The sequence below is a fragment of the Chryseotalea sp. genome, from assembly GCF_057350905.1.
Window position 1 is genome coordinate 1 of the sequence record NZ_JBMRCF010000022.1, and the last position, 17,121, is coordinate 17,121.

Consider the following 17,121-nt stretch of genomic DNA (forward strand, 5'->3'; position numbering starts at 1 on the left):
CTTCTTCAGCAACAACATATTCATCTCACTGAGATTAATACCGTTAGTCTCCATCTCTTTGGCAGATGGCACTTCAGGTAAATGCTTGTTGATTTTAATGTAGTTTTCTATTTCGGTGAGGGTGGGCAATTGGTAGGTAGGCTCGAATACGTAGTCGGGGCCGGTGCCCGCATCTACTGTTACTTTTACTTCGCGACTATGGATGTCGCCTGCAACAGTGAGTTTGGAGTCAGGGTTGGTGGTGCCGATGCCTACGTTGCCGTCAGGGGTTATCCTTATTCTTTCCAGCAGGTCCGTTGTCCCACTATTTGAGCCTGTTGGGTTAGTATAAAATGCAAGGCCGGTTGTTTGTCTTAACGCATTATTATTTTCGTAACTATTGAAACGTAGAGCAGAAATGCGTGCACCTATTTGATCTGGCGAAATATCTCTATAACCCGAAAAATCCAGATTATATTGAACTGTTTGAGCACCAAGTGCTACAGAAACATTCCCAATATCATTAGCAGCTCCAATGCGAATACCTCCGTTATTCAAATTCCCAATATGTAAATTTGCCAAAGGTGTTGACGTTCCAATACCCACATTTCCCAATGGCGATATTCGCATTCTTTCATACAAATCAGTCGTTCCACTGTTAAACCCTGTAGGGTTAGTATAAAACGCAAGACCCGTTGATTGCCTTAAAGCGTTATTATTTTCATAGCTATTGAAACGTAGCGCTGAAATTCGTGCTCCTATTTGATCTGGTGAAATATCTCTATAGCCTGAAAAATCCAGATTATACTGAATTGTTTGAGCACCAAGTGCCACAGAAATATTTCCAATATCATTAGCATCACCAATACGGATACCTCCGTTATTCGAATTACCTATATGTAAATTTGTTAAAGGTACTGACGTTCCGATACCAACATTTAGAGTTGATCCTTGTATGAATAATGGCGCAGTTACTCCTGCACCTCGCCAATTAAATGAAATATTTAATCTATTATCAGCCGCGTCTTTAGGAGCCTCAATCAATAGTCCGTAATCCGTATCAGAATAGATTGCTGTTTGCTGAAATGTTGTTCCATTTAAACCGGTACCCCATATAGCTAGGGGTGAGTTTTGTGCAAATGAATTGATGCAAAAAAACGTAGCTCCTAATAACATTAATAGTTGCAGTTTTGTCATACAGTTGTCTTTCTATTTTTTATTAATAATTTCAAGAATAAGTTGATTTTGTTTTTCGTTCTCTTTCTTTAATTCTATAATATACAACGTCAACTCCTCCACCTTCTTCAACAACAGCATATTCATCTCACTTAAATTAATGCCATTCGTTTCCATCTCCTTGGCAGAAGGCACTTCCGGTAAATGCTTATTGGCTTTGATGTAGGTTTCTATTTCGGTGAGGGTGGGCAATTGGTAGGTAGGTTCGAAGACATAGTCGGGGCCTGTACCTGCATTCACATCTACTTTAACTTCGGTGGAGTAGACAGTACCGTTTACGGTGAGTTTTTGTGTGGGGTTGGTTGTGCCGATGCCGACATTACCGCTTGGGTTTATTCTCATTTTTTCATTGTTGGCGGTGCCCAAAGCTAGGGCGTGATTTGAATATGTAAACAAATCAACTTTCCCTAAACTTGGTGATAATACGAATTCTGTTCCATTTACACTGTCAAACAAATCAATTGAAGGGTTTCCTGAGCTAGAACCATTTGAAACGAGTCTTAAATTTGTTGAGGCTGTACTATTTATCTGAAGATTGTATGAAGGGTTATTTGTTCCAATGCCTATTTTTCCATTCTGAAGAATTTTCATAACGTCACTAAAAGCAACATTAGTACCTGATGTCCCTGTCGGTGCTGTTCTAAAGGTGAATCCCCCAGCATCAAATCTTAATTGTGACGAAAAGTCCGTCACTGCGTAAACATATTGAGAGTTTGTAGTTGTAAACTTATAACCATAACCAACAGACCCATAATCTTCACCAGAACCACCAATAGCAACCCTATGCCAGGAATTACCATTTTCATTACCAAAATATGCAACGCCTTTCACATGCAACTTACCTTCGGGATTGACTAAACCTATACCAATATTTCCATTTGTCATCACCTTAAATAATGATGTAACGAAGTCATTATAACCAAATTCAAAACCATAACCATCGCTAATGCGCATACCCATTGTACCACTCTCGGAATTATTCCCTCCATGTTTAATAGAGATGTAGTCGCCCAGTATGGTTTGCCAGCCTGTTTGAAATATTGGTCTGCTAAATTGAGTTTCCCTAAGTGTCCAATCGAACGGAACCCCCATTCCACCATTTAAGTGTAGTTTTTCTTGTGGAGTATCAATACCAATCCCCACATTCCCTCCGGTATAATAAATATTACCTGTTGTTTGATTATTTGGGTTCCATTGCGCAAAAGCTGTACAGGCTACTGCGCACAGCAGCGCCACCATGAAGAAAGATTTCATTGATGAAGGTTTAGATAAGATGTGAAAAAATTAATGCTGCACTAAGTCAAGCCCGAGGCAAATAAAATTATTAAATCGCTTGCCACAAAATGAATATTCGAATTATTCGCTTTTAAAATTTAAAACCTCTAAAAAACAAAAATTAGCCATCACCAATACCTTGAAATTAAGGTATATATTCAACAAAATTCCCTCTAAGTGGGCTAAATTGGTTTTACCAACCTTAGAAATAAGGTAATGTTACCTGAGGGTTAATAAACAAAAATTGGGCTTAAAATACAGTCACTTTGCTGCGCTACTTTATCAAATGCAGCCAATCTTTACAGGTGGCGTAGCCCTCAATGGTTACTTCATAAAAGTATACACCACTAACCAAATCCTCACCGTTCCAATCATATTGATAATTGCTGGTCTCGAACACAACGTTGCCCCAACGATTGTAAATAATGACGGAGGTGCGCAAGCCTGCATCGACTGGTGTGTTTCCCGCCTTGCCATACCAGATCATGAATACATCATTCTTACCATCTGTATCTTTGGGCGTAATCACATTCGGCATAAATACTGAACGAATGTCCACCACTTGTTCTTGTTCAAATACACAGAAGTCGCGTTGGGCTATCAGCCTGATGCGATACAAACTATCACTTTCAAAAGTATGTTTCACTTCCGGCAAATCACTTTGCGCACCATCACCAAAACTGAAAGTAAAGGTATAATCAGTACTATCAGCCTGCGGATTGATAACTTCTATGCCTGGACGATCTAAACAATTGGCCGTGCGCTGTAGCTTAAACTCTGGCACAATGGAAGGTACTACTTCAATATTGACCGTATCTTTTCTGATGCAACCCGAAGCTTCACTGAGGGTAACATAATAACTGGTGTTTTTTGTCGGATTGATGGAAGGATTCTGTGTGTTAAAAGCTTCTTTACCATCGTCACTTACCCAGGTGTATTGTGCAGCGCCACTGGCTTGTAACTGATAATTATCTCCTTCGCAAATGGCGTCATCATCCTGTACCTGTGATTGCGAAATAGTAACCTGAATTGTTTTGGTAGCTACATCGCGCACTTTGCAAGTACCCTGGTCAATAGCAGTGAGTGTAACTACATAAGAACCGGGTGTATTATAAAAGTAAGTAAAGCTGGCTGTATCTGTTAATACCCTGGTTTCCCCATTGCCTAAATCCCATTCAAAAATTTCACCACCTGTACTGAAGTTTTGAAAAACGATGCCATCGGGTATACAGACTTTATTAAAGCCAGGTAAAGTTTTCGACTCGTTGTTTGTTTGCAGGCGCGCTGTCAAAGAAGAAAGATCAAATTTAAAAGCTGCGTTGTTACAATTCTGGCTGTTGTTCAATCGGGACCAGGCACTGGGTGTGGTTCTGAAATCATCAGCGCCACCACCACAACTGGCACATACGGCATGATAGACTACACCACTTTTATCAAAGCGACTGGTGCCTCCATCAACATGGGTGGCAGTCTGATTACCACCCAGGTACGTTGCATATAACATTTCGGAAGCATCAGCAGTTAGTACTAAAAAATAAAAATCATTTCCCTGTGTTGTCGACTGCAAAGCATCGGCTGTAATGGGCATGTTGTTGGTATTGCTTTGCCAAAAGCCCTGACTCTGATTTGTAGAACCACCCCAACCCGCTACATAAATATTATTACAATCGTTTACCAGAAAAGCAGTCGGTGATATATTTGGAACGCGTGTGCCTGATCCGAAGACAGTAGAATAATTGAGTGTGGATAAATCACTGCTGAATTTCTGAATGGTTTGCGCACTGTTGGGTACGCTAAAAATTCCTGCAGTCACAGGAAAGTCACCTGTCGTTTGCCCATACACATAGATGTCGTTATTCACATCAACATCTACAAAGTAAATCTGGTCGTATGCATTGGTTCCTGTAAAAGTTGATTGTAACAGGCTATTTCCCTTGTCGCTGAGCTTTGCAATCCAACCGTCTACCACGCCTGCAAAATTGCTTTGATACACGCCAGTTGTTGTCGGGAAATCTGAACTGCTACTGCCTCCGGCTACAATCAAATTTTCGTTGGCATCAAACTTAATGGAATAGGCTGCATCTGCCGCTATACCACCCAAGCTTGTTGACCATTCCAGTGTTGATAAAGCAGCATCCATTTTAAATACGATTGCATCCGATACGCCCCCCTGATAAGTATTCTCAAAACCGTTTACAAAAGGAAAATTAACGGATGAAGTAACTGAAGCCACATAGACATTATCAAGGTTATCAACAATGATGTCTCCGCGTTGGTCGTCACCATAATTTCTAACAAGGGTACCGTTGCGTACATTTAGTCCGTCATTACCGGTTCCGCCTAAATAGGTTGAGGCCAGTAATTGTCTGCCATCGGCACTTAAGCGCGAAATAATCATATCGCTTCCAAACGCATATCCAATGGTGGATGCTTGTACTGAATTTCCACCGCTAAATACTTTTGAGTAGGCATTGGCTGAAGTAGGGAAGTTAGCAGAACTGGTTGTACCAAAAATAAGGAGTTCGTTATTGTTGTTCACCAACAGACTGTGCGGAGAATCTGATTGTGCACCACCCAGGTAGGTGGCATATAACAAAGTTCTTCCTGTAGAATCATATTTAAAAATTGCAATGTCGTACCCACCAGCATTACTCGTTTGAAATGAGCCCTCTGTTTTTGAGAGCTTCCCTGTAATTGTTTGTCCGTTTGCACCAACATAACTATCGCGCACTACGCCACTTGAATAGAGTGTACCTCTTTCTCCTGGTGTTGCAGTGCTGCCCCAATTGTCAGCTGTTGCACCTGAGTAGGTGGAAAATATTAATAAAGGATCAATAATTAAATCGAAACATGGATCGTAGCCTTCCGGAAAATGATAGCGTAATACATTATTTTCCAACACAAAGGCAACAGGAATTTCGAAGCGATGCCCGTTCTTATCCTGATAGGCATAAGGTTTCCGTTCGATTACATCTGCAATGGCAGTGCTTGCATAAATACTACCTGTTTGAATATACAACGAATCAAAACCTTTGTATTGCCACTGTATCCGAGTTGGATCTTCACCAGCCTTTACTATCCAATCGTACTTAGCATTAGGGCCCGAGGAGTAAATGCGGAGATCAATGCCCTTATATATTTCCGGATATAAAACACTTTCATACGCGTATGCTTCAGATGCCCAATGATTAGTATCGGATCCTAAAAAGTAATTGTAGTACTCGGTAGAACGCCCGGATGCTATGGGCTTAACTGATTGTGTACCTAAAAATGAAAGTGTGGTAAACCAATGATCAACACATTGTTCTTCTACCAGTGCATCGCCACCCTCTGCAAACTGAGCAAGCTTTCGTTGATGATGCTGTTCATTGATCTGCTGATAATTGATAAAATGAAAAGCAAAACCATTTTTGTTTAAGGATAAAAACCCACCATTGATTTGGGCGCGGTACAACAGTGCTTCATCCCATTGGTTTTTATTCTCAATAAACTTTAGGCCAGGTTTATCAGTAGCATATGTGCCATGCACCATCAATAAACTGAATGCCAGGGAAACAACTTTTAAAATTTGAATGGTTTTAATCATGTCTCTTTACGCAATACTTGCAGGGGTGGTGTTCGCACAATATTGCGCAAATTAAGCCAGCCCAAAAGCATTGTTAAAGATACAATTCCGGCAACAATCCATACTAATTCAAGCAGGTCAACTGCAAAGGTTATTTCGAAAAAATAGGTAGTCAGTAGCCAGCTGCCCCCAACCGATAAAATAACTCCGGTTAAGGCAGCAAATAAACCCAGGTAGGCATACTCAATTAAGGTAATTTGGGTGATATGTCGGCTCTGTGCCCCAACCGTGCGCAACAGCACATTTTCCTTAATACGCACAAATTTGCTATTGATAATAGCGCCTGCCAGTACCACCAAACCGGTTACAATACTAAATAAGGCCAGGAATCTTATAACAAGACCCAGTTTATTAAAAAGTGCCTGTACCGTATTTAAAATTAAACGCAGGTCAATTAAAGAAACGTTCGGGTACGTCATAACCAATTGTTGTTGAAAGCGGTTGGCTGCCTGCTGATCGTCAATACGTGTTGTGGTGACAAATATTTGAGGTGCATTTTCCAGCACATCTGAAGGAAATACAAAAATAAAATTAGGCGGATCTTCTGACCATTCGACCTTACGGATACCGGCTATACGCACTTTTAAAGGCACCCCCTGAATATCAAAAACAAGTGAATCACCCAATTTTACGTTCAGGTTTTCATGCATGCCTTCTGATATAGTTACCCAAACAGAATCCTTCCCCGCTATGCGTTTATGCAACTCGCCCTCTATCAGTTCTTCAGATTTGTGAAGGCTGTCTCTATACGTAACACGGTACTCTCTGGTTAGCGCCCAATTAGAAACACTATCTGTCGTATCATTTTGCAGACTTTCTACAGATTTCCCTTTTAGCTCACTTAAGCGGCAGGTAATAATGGGCACTACCTGATTGACTGGTAATTTATTTTCTTCCATCAGTTTGATAACACCATCTTTCTGTTGTGGTTGTATATCAAACATTATTGTATTCGACTGATTTTCGTTACCAGCAAACTCTACCTGACTTAACATGCTTTGTTCTACTGTATTGAGTGTAGCAATAATGAATGCTCCCAATCCTATACTTACCATCAGCATTTGTGTTTGATTATTCGGCCTAAATAAATTAGCCAAGGCATGGCGCCATACGAAAGGAGCCTGACTTGGGAAAAATTTCTTCACAGCTTTTAGTAATAACCAGGCCACAATCGATAAGGCTGCCAGTGCAAAGGCAAGTCCTGCAAAGAATAAGGCACCGGTTAACCAACTTTTTGTTTGGTATGCTGCGAAGGAAAGTGGAAAAAGAATAATCAGAAAAATGGCCAACATTCTCGTCTTGGACCAAATGCGCACAGCCTGGGCGTCAGCGCGCAGCACAGTTAAAGGCGGTACAAAGCGTATAGCCACGAGTGGTAGCATTGAAAATAATACAGATACGATTGTACCAATTATAAAACCCATGAATAAAGAAGTCCATGAAATGCTGAATGAAACTTCCATAGGCAAATAGCCCTTGAACAAAATCGGGATCAACTGTTGTATGCCAATGCCTGCTAAAGAACCAATGGCACTGCCAATAATACCCAGTATAAAAATCTGAATAAAATAAATCGCAAATGCCTGCCAGCCTGATGAACCAACACAACGCAACACCGCTACTTCATCGCGCTTTTCTCTGGCATAAATATGCACGGCACTGGCTACACCAATGCAACCTAATATAAGCGCCACAAAGGCTAACAATGAAAAGAACCGATAAACAGAACTAAAGCCACGCCCCAATCCTTCTTTTCGGGCCTGCACTGTTTCATAAGAGTATCCATGTTTTTTTGAAAGTGGCTCGATGCTTTTTATTAGCTGTTCTGTTTCTACATCGCTTGTTGTTTTGATGTACATGCTGTAGTTTATGCGACTACCAAACTGCACAAGGCCTGTTGAATCTAACTCACCTAATGAGATATAAACAGAAGGTGCCAGTGTTGCAGCCAGTCCACCTCCACCCGGAATTTTTGTTACCACACCAGCCACTGGAAAATATGTGTTACCAATTTTTATGGTATCACCGCTGCTCACTTCATACTGGCTTGCCAGGGCATCATCCATAATGGCAAACTTCCCCGTCTTCATTTGTTCATAAGCATGAGCAGGTCGTGTCAGTAATTCGCCATAAAAAGGAAAATCTCCCTGAAGTGCCACAAGACGAATCAAGCGGGTATAGCCTGTATTTTTAAACAGTACCATGGAGGAGAGCTCTGCCTCCCCAGCCAGTGCAAAATTAGAATCGATACTTTGTACTACTTCACCTTCAAATTGTTTAGTGGAATTGAGCACTAAATCTGCACCCAGCAGTTCTTTAGCATTGCGTTCAATGTCGCCCTGCAATGAATTATTCAGTGAGTCTAAAGCGACCACCGCTGCAATGCCCGTAATGAGCGAAGCCATGAATAAAAACAAGCGCGAATAATTATGCCTTGCATCGCGCCAGGCCATACGCCAAACCCAGCCATCGGTAAGCAGGTTTTTAACTTTACGTTTTATTTTAATGCTGTATTCGATCAAGGTAGTTCTGTATTTTCTACTATAAATTTAAGACCTGGTTGCCAGCCACACGCTGCAAGCTGTGATTTATTCATTTTCAATTGTCAACTGTCAATTGAAAGAGTCCGCAATCAACTTCCCGCCCTTCATTCGTAAAATACGCTGCGTCATTTTAGCCAATTCTAAATTGTGCGTAACCAGCACAAGTGTTGTCTGCTGTTCGCGGTTCATTCCAAAAAGTAAATCGGTAATGTGCGAGGCATTTTCTTCATCGAGGTTCCCTGTAGGTTCATCGGCAAATAATATTTTAGGTGATGTGATAAAAGCCCGGGCCATGGCCACACGCTGTTGTTCACCACCGGATAATTGTGTAGGATAATGGTGCATGCGATCCTTCAACCCAACACGTTCCAGCAGTTCCTTTGCCTTTGGCGCCACATTTTTTTCGCCCCTTAATTCAAGGGGTACCATTACATTTTCTAGGGCAGTGAGGGTTGCGAGTAACTGAAAATTCTGAAATACAAAACCCACATACTGATTGCGTAAATAGGCCCTGTCGTCTTCGCTCATATTATTCAGTTTAAATCCCATGAGGGAAAGCGTACCCGATGTAGGCACATCCAACCCTGCGCATAAACCTAACAAAGTTGTTTTACCACTTCCTGACGGACCAATAATGGCAAGGGAATTGCCTTGTTCTACCTGAAAGGATACAGCATCTAATACAGTGAGTGGTCGGTCGGCAGCCTGATAGGTTTTGGTGAGCAGGTCAGCCTCTAAAACATGTTTTACAGTCATGCGTTAATTATTGAATAAAGAATAAAGCGTAATTCTGAACAATTTGTTGCATTTTTTACCTCAAAAGCACAAAAGATACAGTTAATTTGATGAAGGCAAACTAATTAATTGCCCGCACACATAACCAACTATACTCCATGGTCGCAAAAACCCTTTTCTTTATTGCAAGTGCTCTTCTATTACAAGGCACGGTTTCAACAAAAACAATACTCTTCTTTGGTGATAGCCTCACCGCAGGCTATGGCCTTTCTACAGAAGAGGCCTTTCCAGCATTGACTGAAAAATTATTGAATGAAAAGGTTAAACAATGCAAGGTGATTAATGCTGGGCTCAGTGGCGAAACCAGTGCCGGTGGACTTGCCCGCATTGATTGGATATTGAGACAACCAGTAGATATTTTCATACTCGAATTAGGTGCCAATGACGGATTGCGAGGTTTGCCTCTTGATCAGACTGAAAAAAATTTACAAGCCATCATTGATAAGGTAAAAAGCAAATACCCTAAAGTTAAGGTAGTACTGGCGGGTATGATGGTACCCCCAAATATGGGTAAGGATTATAGCACGGGGTTTCAAACCATATATCCGCGATTAGCAAAAAAAACAACGCTACCCTTATTTCTTTTCTATTAGAAGGCGTGGCAGGTAAAGAGAAATTGAATTTACCTGATGGCATACACCCCAATCCGGAGGGGCATAAGATTGTGGCAAATAACATAACAAACGTATTGAAACCCCTGTTAAAATAGTATATTTAAAAGTGGGTAAAGGTTGTGGATACCCACTTTCACTAAAATCACGTGTAGATGCCTCGTTGCGTGTTTTTTATTTTAATCACCTGTCTGTCAATTGCTGCCCATGGGCAGGAACTGATTACGTACAAAAATGGCGATGGTGTAATTACAATTGGCAGCAGGGCGTTATATCTCGAAGACGCTAGTAAAATTCTAACAATTGAAGACTTAGAAAGAAGCACAATCCAATCTGATTTTAAAAAGATTGCTGAACCCGCACCAAATTTTGGAAATACTTCATCAGCTATCTGGAGTATTTTCAAGCTTGAGAATAAGACCAACCAGATACTATACCTTGAATTCAGAAAAACCCTGGCCGACAAAGTAGATTTTATTTACCGCGATTCTTCAGGACAGCTGCATGAACTTAAAACAGGTAATTTCTTCGACAGATCTACGCGTGATGTAGATGATAACTTTTTCATATTCAGAATACCACCCAGCCATAAACCACTTACTTATTATTTGCGTGTTGAAAGCACCAGTAATATTTCCTTTCCACTTAGCTTAGGCACAGGCCGTGAAATGTTTACCAAACACCGTGACGAGGAACTTGGCTATGGCCTTTTCATGGGTATTATTCTTACGCTCGTTATTTACAACTTGTTTATTCTTTTTGCTGTAAGAGAAAAAGTATACGCCTATTACGTAGCCTATCTACTTGTCAGTATCATCGGTTACGATATCACAGCAATGGGTTTTGGCGCTGAATATATCTGGGGTAACATAGGCCTCGGACCCTACATCAATACAATCAATCATACAATGATCAGCAGCGTTATGATTTTTGTACTCTTTTTCATTTCAGCATTTCTGGATCTCTCAAAAAAATTACCTAAGCTGTATAAAAGCAATTTATTGGTCATTACCATCGGCTTTATACTGATTGCCTTGCAAATTGTGTTCAATACAATTGTTACCACGTCCTTAATCAAAATATATAGTATAGCTGTGTCGTTGTACGGATTAGGTAGTATTGCTTTTGCTTATATACATGGCATAAAACCTGCGAGGCTTTTGTTAATCGGATGGACTTTATATATTATTAGCCTGATTACTTACCTAAGCTATATTGTAGGTATATTACCTTATCATCATTATACAACCGGAGCGCCCATGTACGGCATTGCCCTTGAAGCGCTTCTTTTTTCATTCGCCCTTGCTGATCGCATTCGGGAATTAAGGCAGGAGAAAACAAAGGTACAACTTGAAAATCTGAGCTTAATAAAAAATCAAAATGAGTTATTAGAGAAAACCGTTTACGAGCGCACGATAGAAATTACTGCACAGAATGAAGAGATTCAAGCTCAGAATGAAGAGCTTGTAACATTACAAGATCAATTATCACTACAGAATGAAAGTCTTGAAAGACAGAACATCGAATTACAAGCGGCATGGGAAACCATTGATCATCAAAATGAAATATTAAGGCAACATGCCGAGAACCTTGAAATAGAGGTGAAAAGAAAAACCAGTGACTTGCATGTGTCTAATCAGGAGCTGGTTAATCACAACAATCAATTACAACAATTTTCATTTATCACAGCTCATAATCTCCGATCGCCTGTTGCTCGTATTTTAGGCCTTATTAATTTATTACACGTCCCATCGGTAGATGACAAAGAGAGAGGATATATTTTAAATCAAATTCAAAAAACAGGGTACGATTTAGATCAGGTTATAAAGGATTTATCTGTAATACTGGATATTAAAAAAGGACTAACAGAAAAATATGAAGCAGTATCTATTACGCATACAATCAACAAAGTAAAAGCCTTGCTGCAAACTGAATTAGAGCGCAACAATGTTCAGTTAAGCATAACAATTGGCGATGACGATATTGTGCTGTGTCTGGCGGCTTATCTGGAAAGTGTATTCTTTAACCTGATAAGCAATGCCATCAAGTATCGTTCACCAGAGCGTTTACCACACATCCATATTTTTGCGCAAAAGCATGACAATCAAATGTTAATCGCAGTAAAGGATAACGGCATTGGTATTGATTTACCTGTAAATGAACACAAACTCTTTGGCATGTATCAACGCTTTCATTTTCATACAGAGGGTAAGGGCTTAGGACTGCACCTGGTTAAAACACAGGTAGAATCGATGGGTGGCAAAATAAGTGTCGAGAGCAGACTGGATGAAGGTACCACGTTTATGATTGTGCTCACAGCTCCAAAATAGCATTACATCTCGTATCCGCATCCGTTAGAATGCTGAGTTGTCTTAAGCTACCTCTAATGCTGTTTGCTCTTTTGACGCCTTTTGATTTTTAAGAATAATTTTGAAGGTAGTGCCTTTACCAAGTTCACTCATTACCAAAATTTCGCCTCCGTTACTCTCCACAAATTCTTTAGCTAATAACAAGCCAAGTCCCATACCTTTTTCGTTTCCTGTGCCACGCTTGGTAAAATGCGTTTCTGTCTGAAAAAGTTTATCTATTTCGGTCGAACTCATGCCTACACCTTTGTCAGTTACACTTATCTCAATATCATGGCCCTTTCTTAAGGCCAATATTTCGATACGCCCCCTGATGTGGCTGAACTTCACTGCGTTCGCCAATAAATTTCTAACTACTAATCCGATCTGATTGATATCAGCCTGCAAGAATATTGATGGATCTACTGCATTGATAATGGCAATTTCTTTATTTCGGGCAACCTCTTCAAATAAATGTATTTTGCTATTAACAAGCTCGAATAAATTAAATAAACCTTTATTGGATTTAATACCATTCAATTGTGCTTGTGCCCAATGTAAAAGATTGTCAAGATCATCGTAAACAGAGTCAATGTTTTTTCTCAGATTTTTAGATACCTGAATAAATTCTTCTTGCGTCAATCCTTCACGACTTATCAATTCCATTAGTCCTTTCAAGCCCCCCAGCGGACTTCTTAAATCGTGACTGATAATGGAGAAAAGTTTATCTTTTGTTGCATTCGATTCGCGAAGTAAAGTGGTTTGTTTTTTAATCTCAGCATTTCTATGCTCCACAACTTTTTTAGCTCCTTTAATCCTGCGGTTATTATACCAAAGCACAAACATAAAAATGAGCAATACAGCTGCGCAGCCGATTGATAAATACGTGAAAAGGCGTTGCTGGTTATACGACTCTTGCTGTAAGGCGGCATCTCTGGTGAGCACTTCAATCTGCGCCTGTTTTAATTCGGAATCAAACTTAGCTTGTGCCACACTTAGTTGTTCAATTCTTCGCAGGTTAGTGAGTGAGTCGTGTAGTGCGATGTACTCCGACTGAAATGCGTAAGCAGTCAAAGGGTCGTCAAGTAAAATATAACTTGCTGCTAATTGTCTCAGTGAGGGCTCCAACTCATCTCTGTAAGAATATTGCTTGCCAATCTGTACAGCTTTTTGCAGCAGTGGTATCGCCTTATCAGGATTTTTCAGATGATTATAGACCGCCCCTAATCGATAAAGGAGTGAAATTTTCAAGTAATTATTATTAGAGGCCTCTGCTAATGAGATACCTTCATTATAATAAATAATTGCCTTTGCGAAATTTGCCTGGGCTACAGCTATTTCCCCAAAATTTCTACAAGCAAAACCCAGTACATAAAATTCATTTGTTCGTTTGGAGAGGTCATAACTCAAGGTACTGTAATAGGTCGCTGAATCATAGTTCGCTAATTGAATAAAAGAGAAACCAATATTATTCAAACTTCTGCCATAGGTTTTAAGATCACCCGCTTGTCTGCTTATGTTAGCTGCTTCACGAAAATGTGTGATGGCTATTTCAAATTGTTTCTGATCGAAATAAATAGCGGCAATACTAATCAGGCTACTGGCCACAGTACTTCTATCGTTAATTTCTTTTGCCACATTGAGTGCCTCTGTCGCAATGCGCAAGGCTTCTGATAGATCGCTATTTCTATAATGCATCCAGGCGATGCTTTCCAACATCTGCGCTGTACCTTTTTTATAACCAAGACGTTCTGAAAGCAACTTGCCTTCTAAGGCCAGTTGCAAAGCTTCATGGCTGCTCCTTTCTCTTAAACTGTCAACAAGATTTCTGATTACCTTAATCTTTAGGGTATCATCAGGCATGCGCAGCAACCTATCTCTGTAGGATAGTTGTGCCTGAACCGACCAGGATAAGGTGAGTAAAACTAAAAAGCTTAAAAAATGAAGTTTCAATCGCATGTATAGAACCAGACTATCCCGAAAGGTAGGGTACAGTAGATGCAAAGCCCATAAAATATAAAAGCAAACCTTACATGTTTTTAGACAACCACCGATTGCAGAAAAAGCATGTATTATGGGCATAAAGCCCAATTTTTGGCCTGGTAACCATCAAAACATCAAAAACTTATAGGGCTAAACTGCATTCAGCACAATTTTATAACACGGTTTAATGCCATTCACAGGCATAACCATCCCCTATGGGTTGGCCTGGAGGGGGTGCTGGCGCCTGTTGCGGTTTATAATTCTCAGGATTTTGTCTGAAGTCAGCCAGTTTATTTATAACGGAGGTCCTATAAGCAAGCCAGGATTCTTGTGTATATTTTTTTGCATTCAGGCTTAATTCGATGGCTTGCGCTTTACGCAAGGCTGTACCTCTCGCCTGTTCACTGCTCTCCCCTGCTGAGGCCAACCTGAGAAGATGATTGATGAAACTTATGTTGATTTGTTGCTGCGCCAATCCTTCAACACCGGTTTTTTCAGGTGCATTAACTGTATGCTCTATTATCTTATCTAATATAAAATCTAAACTTGGCTGATTCTGATTTCTGGCATTATGCTCAATCAATCTGGTAGCACGTGCCGGGTGTAACAGTATAGCAAATGTCATATCCGAAGCAGTTTCTACCGCTGTGATTGGATCGAAGGTAAGATCAGTTCTTGATTTCAATAACTCCCGATGGCGGCCATAACCTAAAGGGCGGGGCGGTATTTGTTTGACTATATTTTCGGAGAGTAGCAAAGTGGCCGGTGTTACTGTTTTTAACAATGCATTCAGTGCCTTCAGTTGTTCATCTTTACTGATCATCTCTGTGGTTAATTGGCCATCGCCACGCAATGCATACCGATAGTTTAAACCACCAATCATTTTTGCTGCTGCTTCTGTCTGGTAGCGATGAAAGAAATACATAGGCACGAGCACTTCTTCTAAAGTTGCCATGGGTGCACCTGGTTTAATATTGCGTTCACCAAAATTCTTCAAGGCAAGGGCTCTTACATCCAGCACACGTATAAGTTCATCAGCAGGGTTTTTCCCATTGTCCCACAAATGCGCATAAGGGTGGGCACTTCCTGTGGGTCTTGCATCCTGATCAGAAAGAAAAGTAAGTCCGTCTTTAAGTGATTGTTGAATAATGTCATTCAATGCCTTCTCTTCATTTACACTTTCAGGAAAGTCCTGATAACCCCAGGTAATAGCTACTTTATCCCAGTTGCCAATTTTATCATCGTATGCTTTACTAACATCAATCTTTCCATTATTTAAAAAAGCGTAAGGATGTGGATAGTCCATTACAGAAGCAAGATTCTCTGCACTCGATGAATAGCTGTGCGCAAGGCCGATGGTATGCCCTACTTCGTGAGCGGATAGCTGTCTCAATCTGGCCACGGCCAGTTCCTGCATTTCTTTAGATACAGGTTTGCCTTCTTCATAGGGAGCTAATAAGCCTTCAGCTATTAAATAATCCTGTCTTACGCGCAATGATCCTAAAGTAACATGCCCTTTTATAATTTCACCTGTGCGTGGATCTGTTACAGAAGCACCATAGGACCAACCACGTGTAGAGCGATGTACCCAGTTAATCACATTATAGCGAACATCCATCGGGTCGGCATCTTCCGGCAGTAGTTCAACCTGGAAGGCATTTTTATAACCCGCTGCTTCAAAAGCCTGATTCCACCAACGTGCACCATCCAATAAAGCAGAACGTATAGGCTCGGGAGCACCACGGTCTAGATAATAAATAATGGGTTCTACAGCTTCACTCATGGCTGCAGCAGGATCTTTCTTCTCCAGCCGATGACGTGTGATGAATCGTTTCTCTATGGGTTGATCAATGGGCGTTGCGTAGTCGTAATAGGCCATGCTGAAATAACCTGCACGTGGATCAAATACTCTTGGTTTATAATTATTATCCGGAAGTTCTACGAAAGAATGGTGCTGTCTAACGGTAACGCTACTGGCTGTAGGGGTTACACTGCGGATATAACCACCAGCAGGTTGACCTGTAAAAGTAAGTGTTACTTCCACTTCAGAGTTTTTAGGAAAGTTTTTCGTGCGTGGCAGGTAAAATGCAGACCTCGACTTATCAACAGAATAATTACCCTGACCTGTATTTTTTAAGGTGCCTGAAACATCATGTGCATCTTGTAAGAAGAAATCAGTAGCATCTACCAATACTTTATTCCCTTCTTCTGCTTCAATTTTAAAACCCCACAATACAGATTGCGCAAAAGCTTCCTCAACTGCTTTGCGTTCATCTGCATTATTACTGATGGCACGATAGCGGTAGTTAGGTTCAACCATCAATACCTTAGGTCCTCTTCTTTCAAACTTAATAATACGCTCACCACCCAATTGCAGGCGATCTAGCCCTATGTCATTAGAGCCTACACCGGCAGATAAGGAAACAACATATAATAATTCAGTATCCAGTTTATCAAGCGTTAAATATATTTTGTCAGCCTTCTCATCATAATAGTAGTCGATGAAGCCTTTGAATGCCTGATAAGATTTTATTTTACCGGCAATGGGTCCTTCCGTATTAGCTGGTTGATTTACTGTTTGGCTTTTCTTTTGCGCCAACAGTAGCTGAGTAGCCGAAAATAGTACCAGCGTGAGGAGTAAAGTGCGTAGCATAGGATAAAAGGTTTTGCTCAATCTATTTATTCCATGCCGGTAACGCAACTATTTTTTGATAACTGGCATAAAAAAG

General features: G+C 40.6%; 8 protein-coding genes and 1 pseudogene. 2 read left to right on the forward strand and 7 right to left on the reverse strand.

Features of this window, described 5'->3' with window-relative positions; all coding sequences use genetic code 11:
- The 5 genes from ACO1XM_RS19825 to ACO1XM_RS19845 form a co-directional block, all read right to left on the reverse strand.
- A partial coding sequence (locus ACO1XM_RS19825) for a hypothetical protein (protein WP_486232274.1) occupies positions 1-1,176 on the reverse strand: 1,176 nt, incomplete at its 3' end.
- 12 nt (positions 1,177-1,188) lie between these two features.
- Positions 1,189-2,469, reverse strand: a complete 1,281-nt coding sequence (locus tag ACO1XM_RS19830; protein ID WP_486232276.1) for a hypothetical protein — start codon at positions 2,467-2,469, stop codon at positions 1,189-1,191.
- Between the two features lie 295 nt (positions 2,470-2,764).
- A complete protein-coding gene (locus ACO1XM_RS19835) occupies positions 2,765-6,076 on the reverse strand; it encodes a DUF7948 domain-containing protein (RefSeq protein WP_486232278.1) in 3,312 nt (1,103 codons plus the stop codon).
- Positions 6,073-8,637 (reverse strand): ABC transporter permease, encoded by a 2,565-nt coding sequence (locus tag ACO1XM_RS19840; protein ID WP_486232280.1) that lies wholly within the window; start codon positions 8,635-8,637, stop codon positions 6,073-6,075. Before ACO1XM_RS19840 ends, ACO1XM_RS19835 begins: the two co-directional genes overlap by 4 nt.
- Before the next feature lie 90 nt (positions 8,638-8,727).
- Positions 8,728-9,414 carry an ABC transporter ATP-binding protein gene (locus ACO1XM_RS19845; protein ID WP_486232282.1) on the reverse strand — a complete coding sequence of 229 codons (687 nt, stop codon included), beginning with the start codon at positions 9,412-9,414 and terminating at the stop codon, positions 8,728-8,730.
- Between the two features lie 137 nt (positions 9,415-9,551).
- Here ACO1XM_RS19845 and ACO1XM_RS19850 point away from each other — a divergent pair.
- Together ACO1XM_RS19850 and ACO1XM_RS19855 are read left to right on the forward strand one after the other, a co-directional pair.
- A pseudogene (locus ACO1XM_RS19850) lies at positions 9,552-10,162 on the forward strand (arylesterase).
- A 57-nt stretch (positions 10,163-10,219) separates the two neighbouring features.
- Positions 10,220-12,394, forward strand: a complete 2,175-nt coding sequence (locus ACO1XM_RS19855; RefSeq protein WP_486232284.1) for a 7TM diverse intracellular signaling domain-containing protein — start codon at positions 10,220-10,222, stop codon at positions 12,392-12,394.
- 42 nt (positions 12,395-12,436) lie between these two features.
- Here ACO1XM_RS19855 and ACO1XM_RS19860 read toward each other — a convergent pair whose 3' ends face one another.
- Both ACO1XM_RS19860 and ACO1XM_RS19865 read right to left on the reverse strand, forming a co-directional pair.
- On the reverse strand, positions 12,437-14,368 hold the full coding sequence (locus ACO1XM_RS19860; RefSeq protein ID WP_486232286.1) for a tetratricopeptide repeat-containing sensor histidine kinase: 1,932 nt from the start codon (positions 14,366-14,368) through the stop codon (positions 12,437-12,439).
- Positions 14,369-14,576: 208 nt separating this feature from the next.
- Positions 14,577-17,045, reverse strand: a complete 2,469-nt coding sequence (locus ACO1XM_RS19865) for a zinc-dependent metalloprotease (protein WP_486232288.1) — start codon at positions 17,043-17,045, stop codon at positions 14,577-14,579.
- Between the last annotated feature and the right edge of the window lie 76 nt (positions 17,046-17,121).

Bases quoted from the DNA above. Each gene is read 5' to 3' on its own strand.
- ACO1XM_RS19845 (WP_486232282.1), bottom strand. From the start codon at position 9,414: ATGACTGTAAAACATGTTTTAGAGGCTGACCTGCTCACCAAAACCTAT.
- ACO1XM_RS19855 (WP_486232284.1), top strand. From the start codon at position 10,220: ATGCCTCGTTGCGTGTTTTTTATTTTAATCACCTGTCTGTCAATTGCT.
- ACO1XM_RS19860 (WP_486232286.1), bottom strand. From the start codon at position 14,368: ATGCGATTGAAACTTCATTTTTTAAGCTTTTTAGTTTTACTCACCTTA.
- ACO1XM_RS19830 (WP_486232276.1), bottom strand. From the start codon at position 2,469: ATGAAATCTTTCTTCATGGTGGCGCTGCTGTGCGCAGTAGCCTGTACA.
- ACO1XM_RS19865 (WP_486232288.1), bottom strand. From the start codon at position 17,045: ATGCTACGCACTTTACTCCTCACGCTGGTACTATTTTCGGCTACTCAG.
- ACO1XM_RS19835 (WP_486232278.1), bottom strand. From the start codon at position 6,076: ATGATTAAAACCATTCAAATTTTAAAAGTTGTTTCCCTGGCATTCAGT.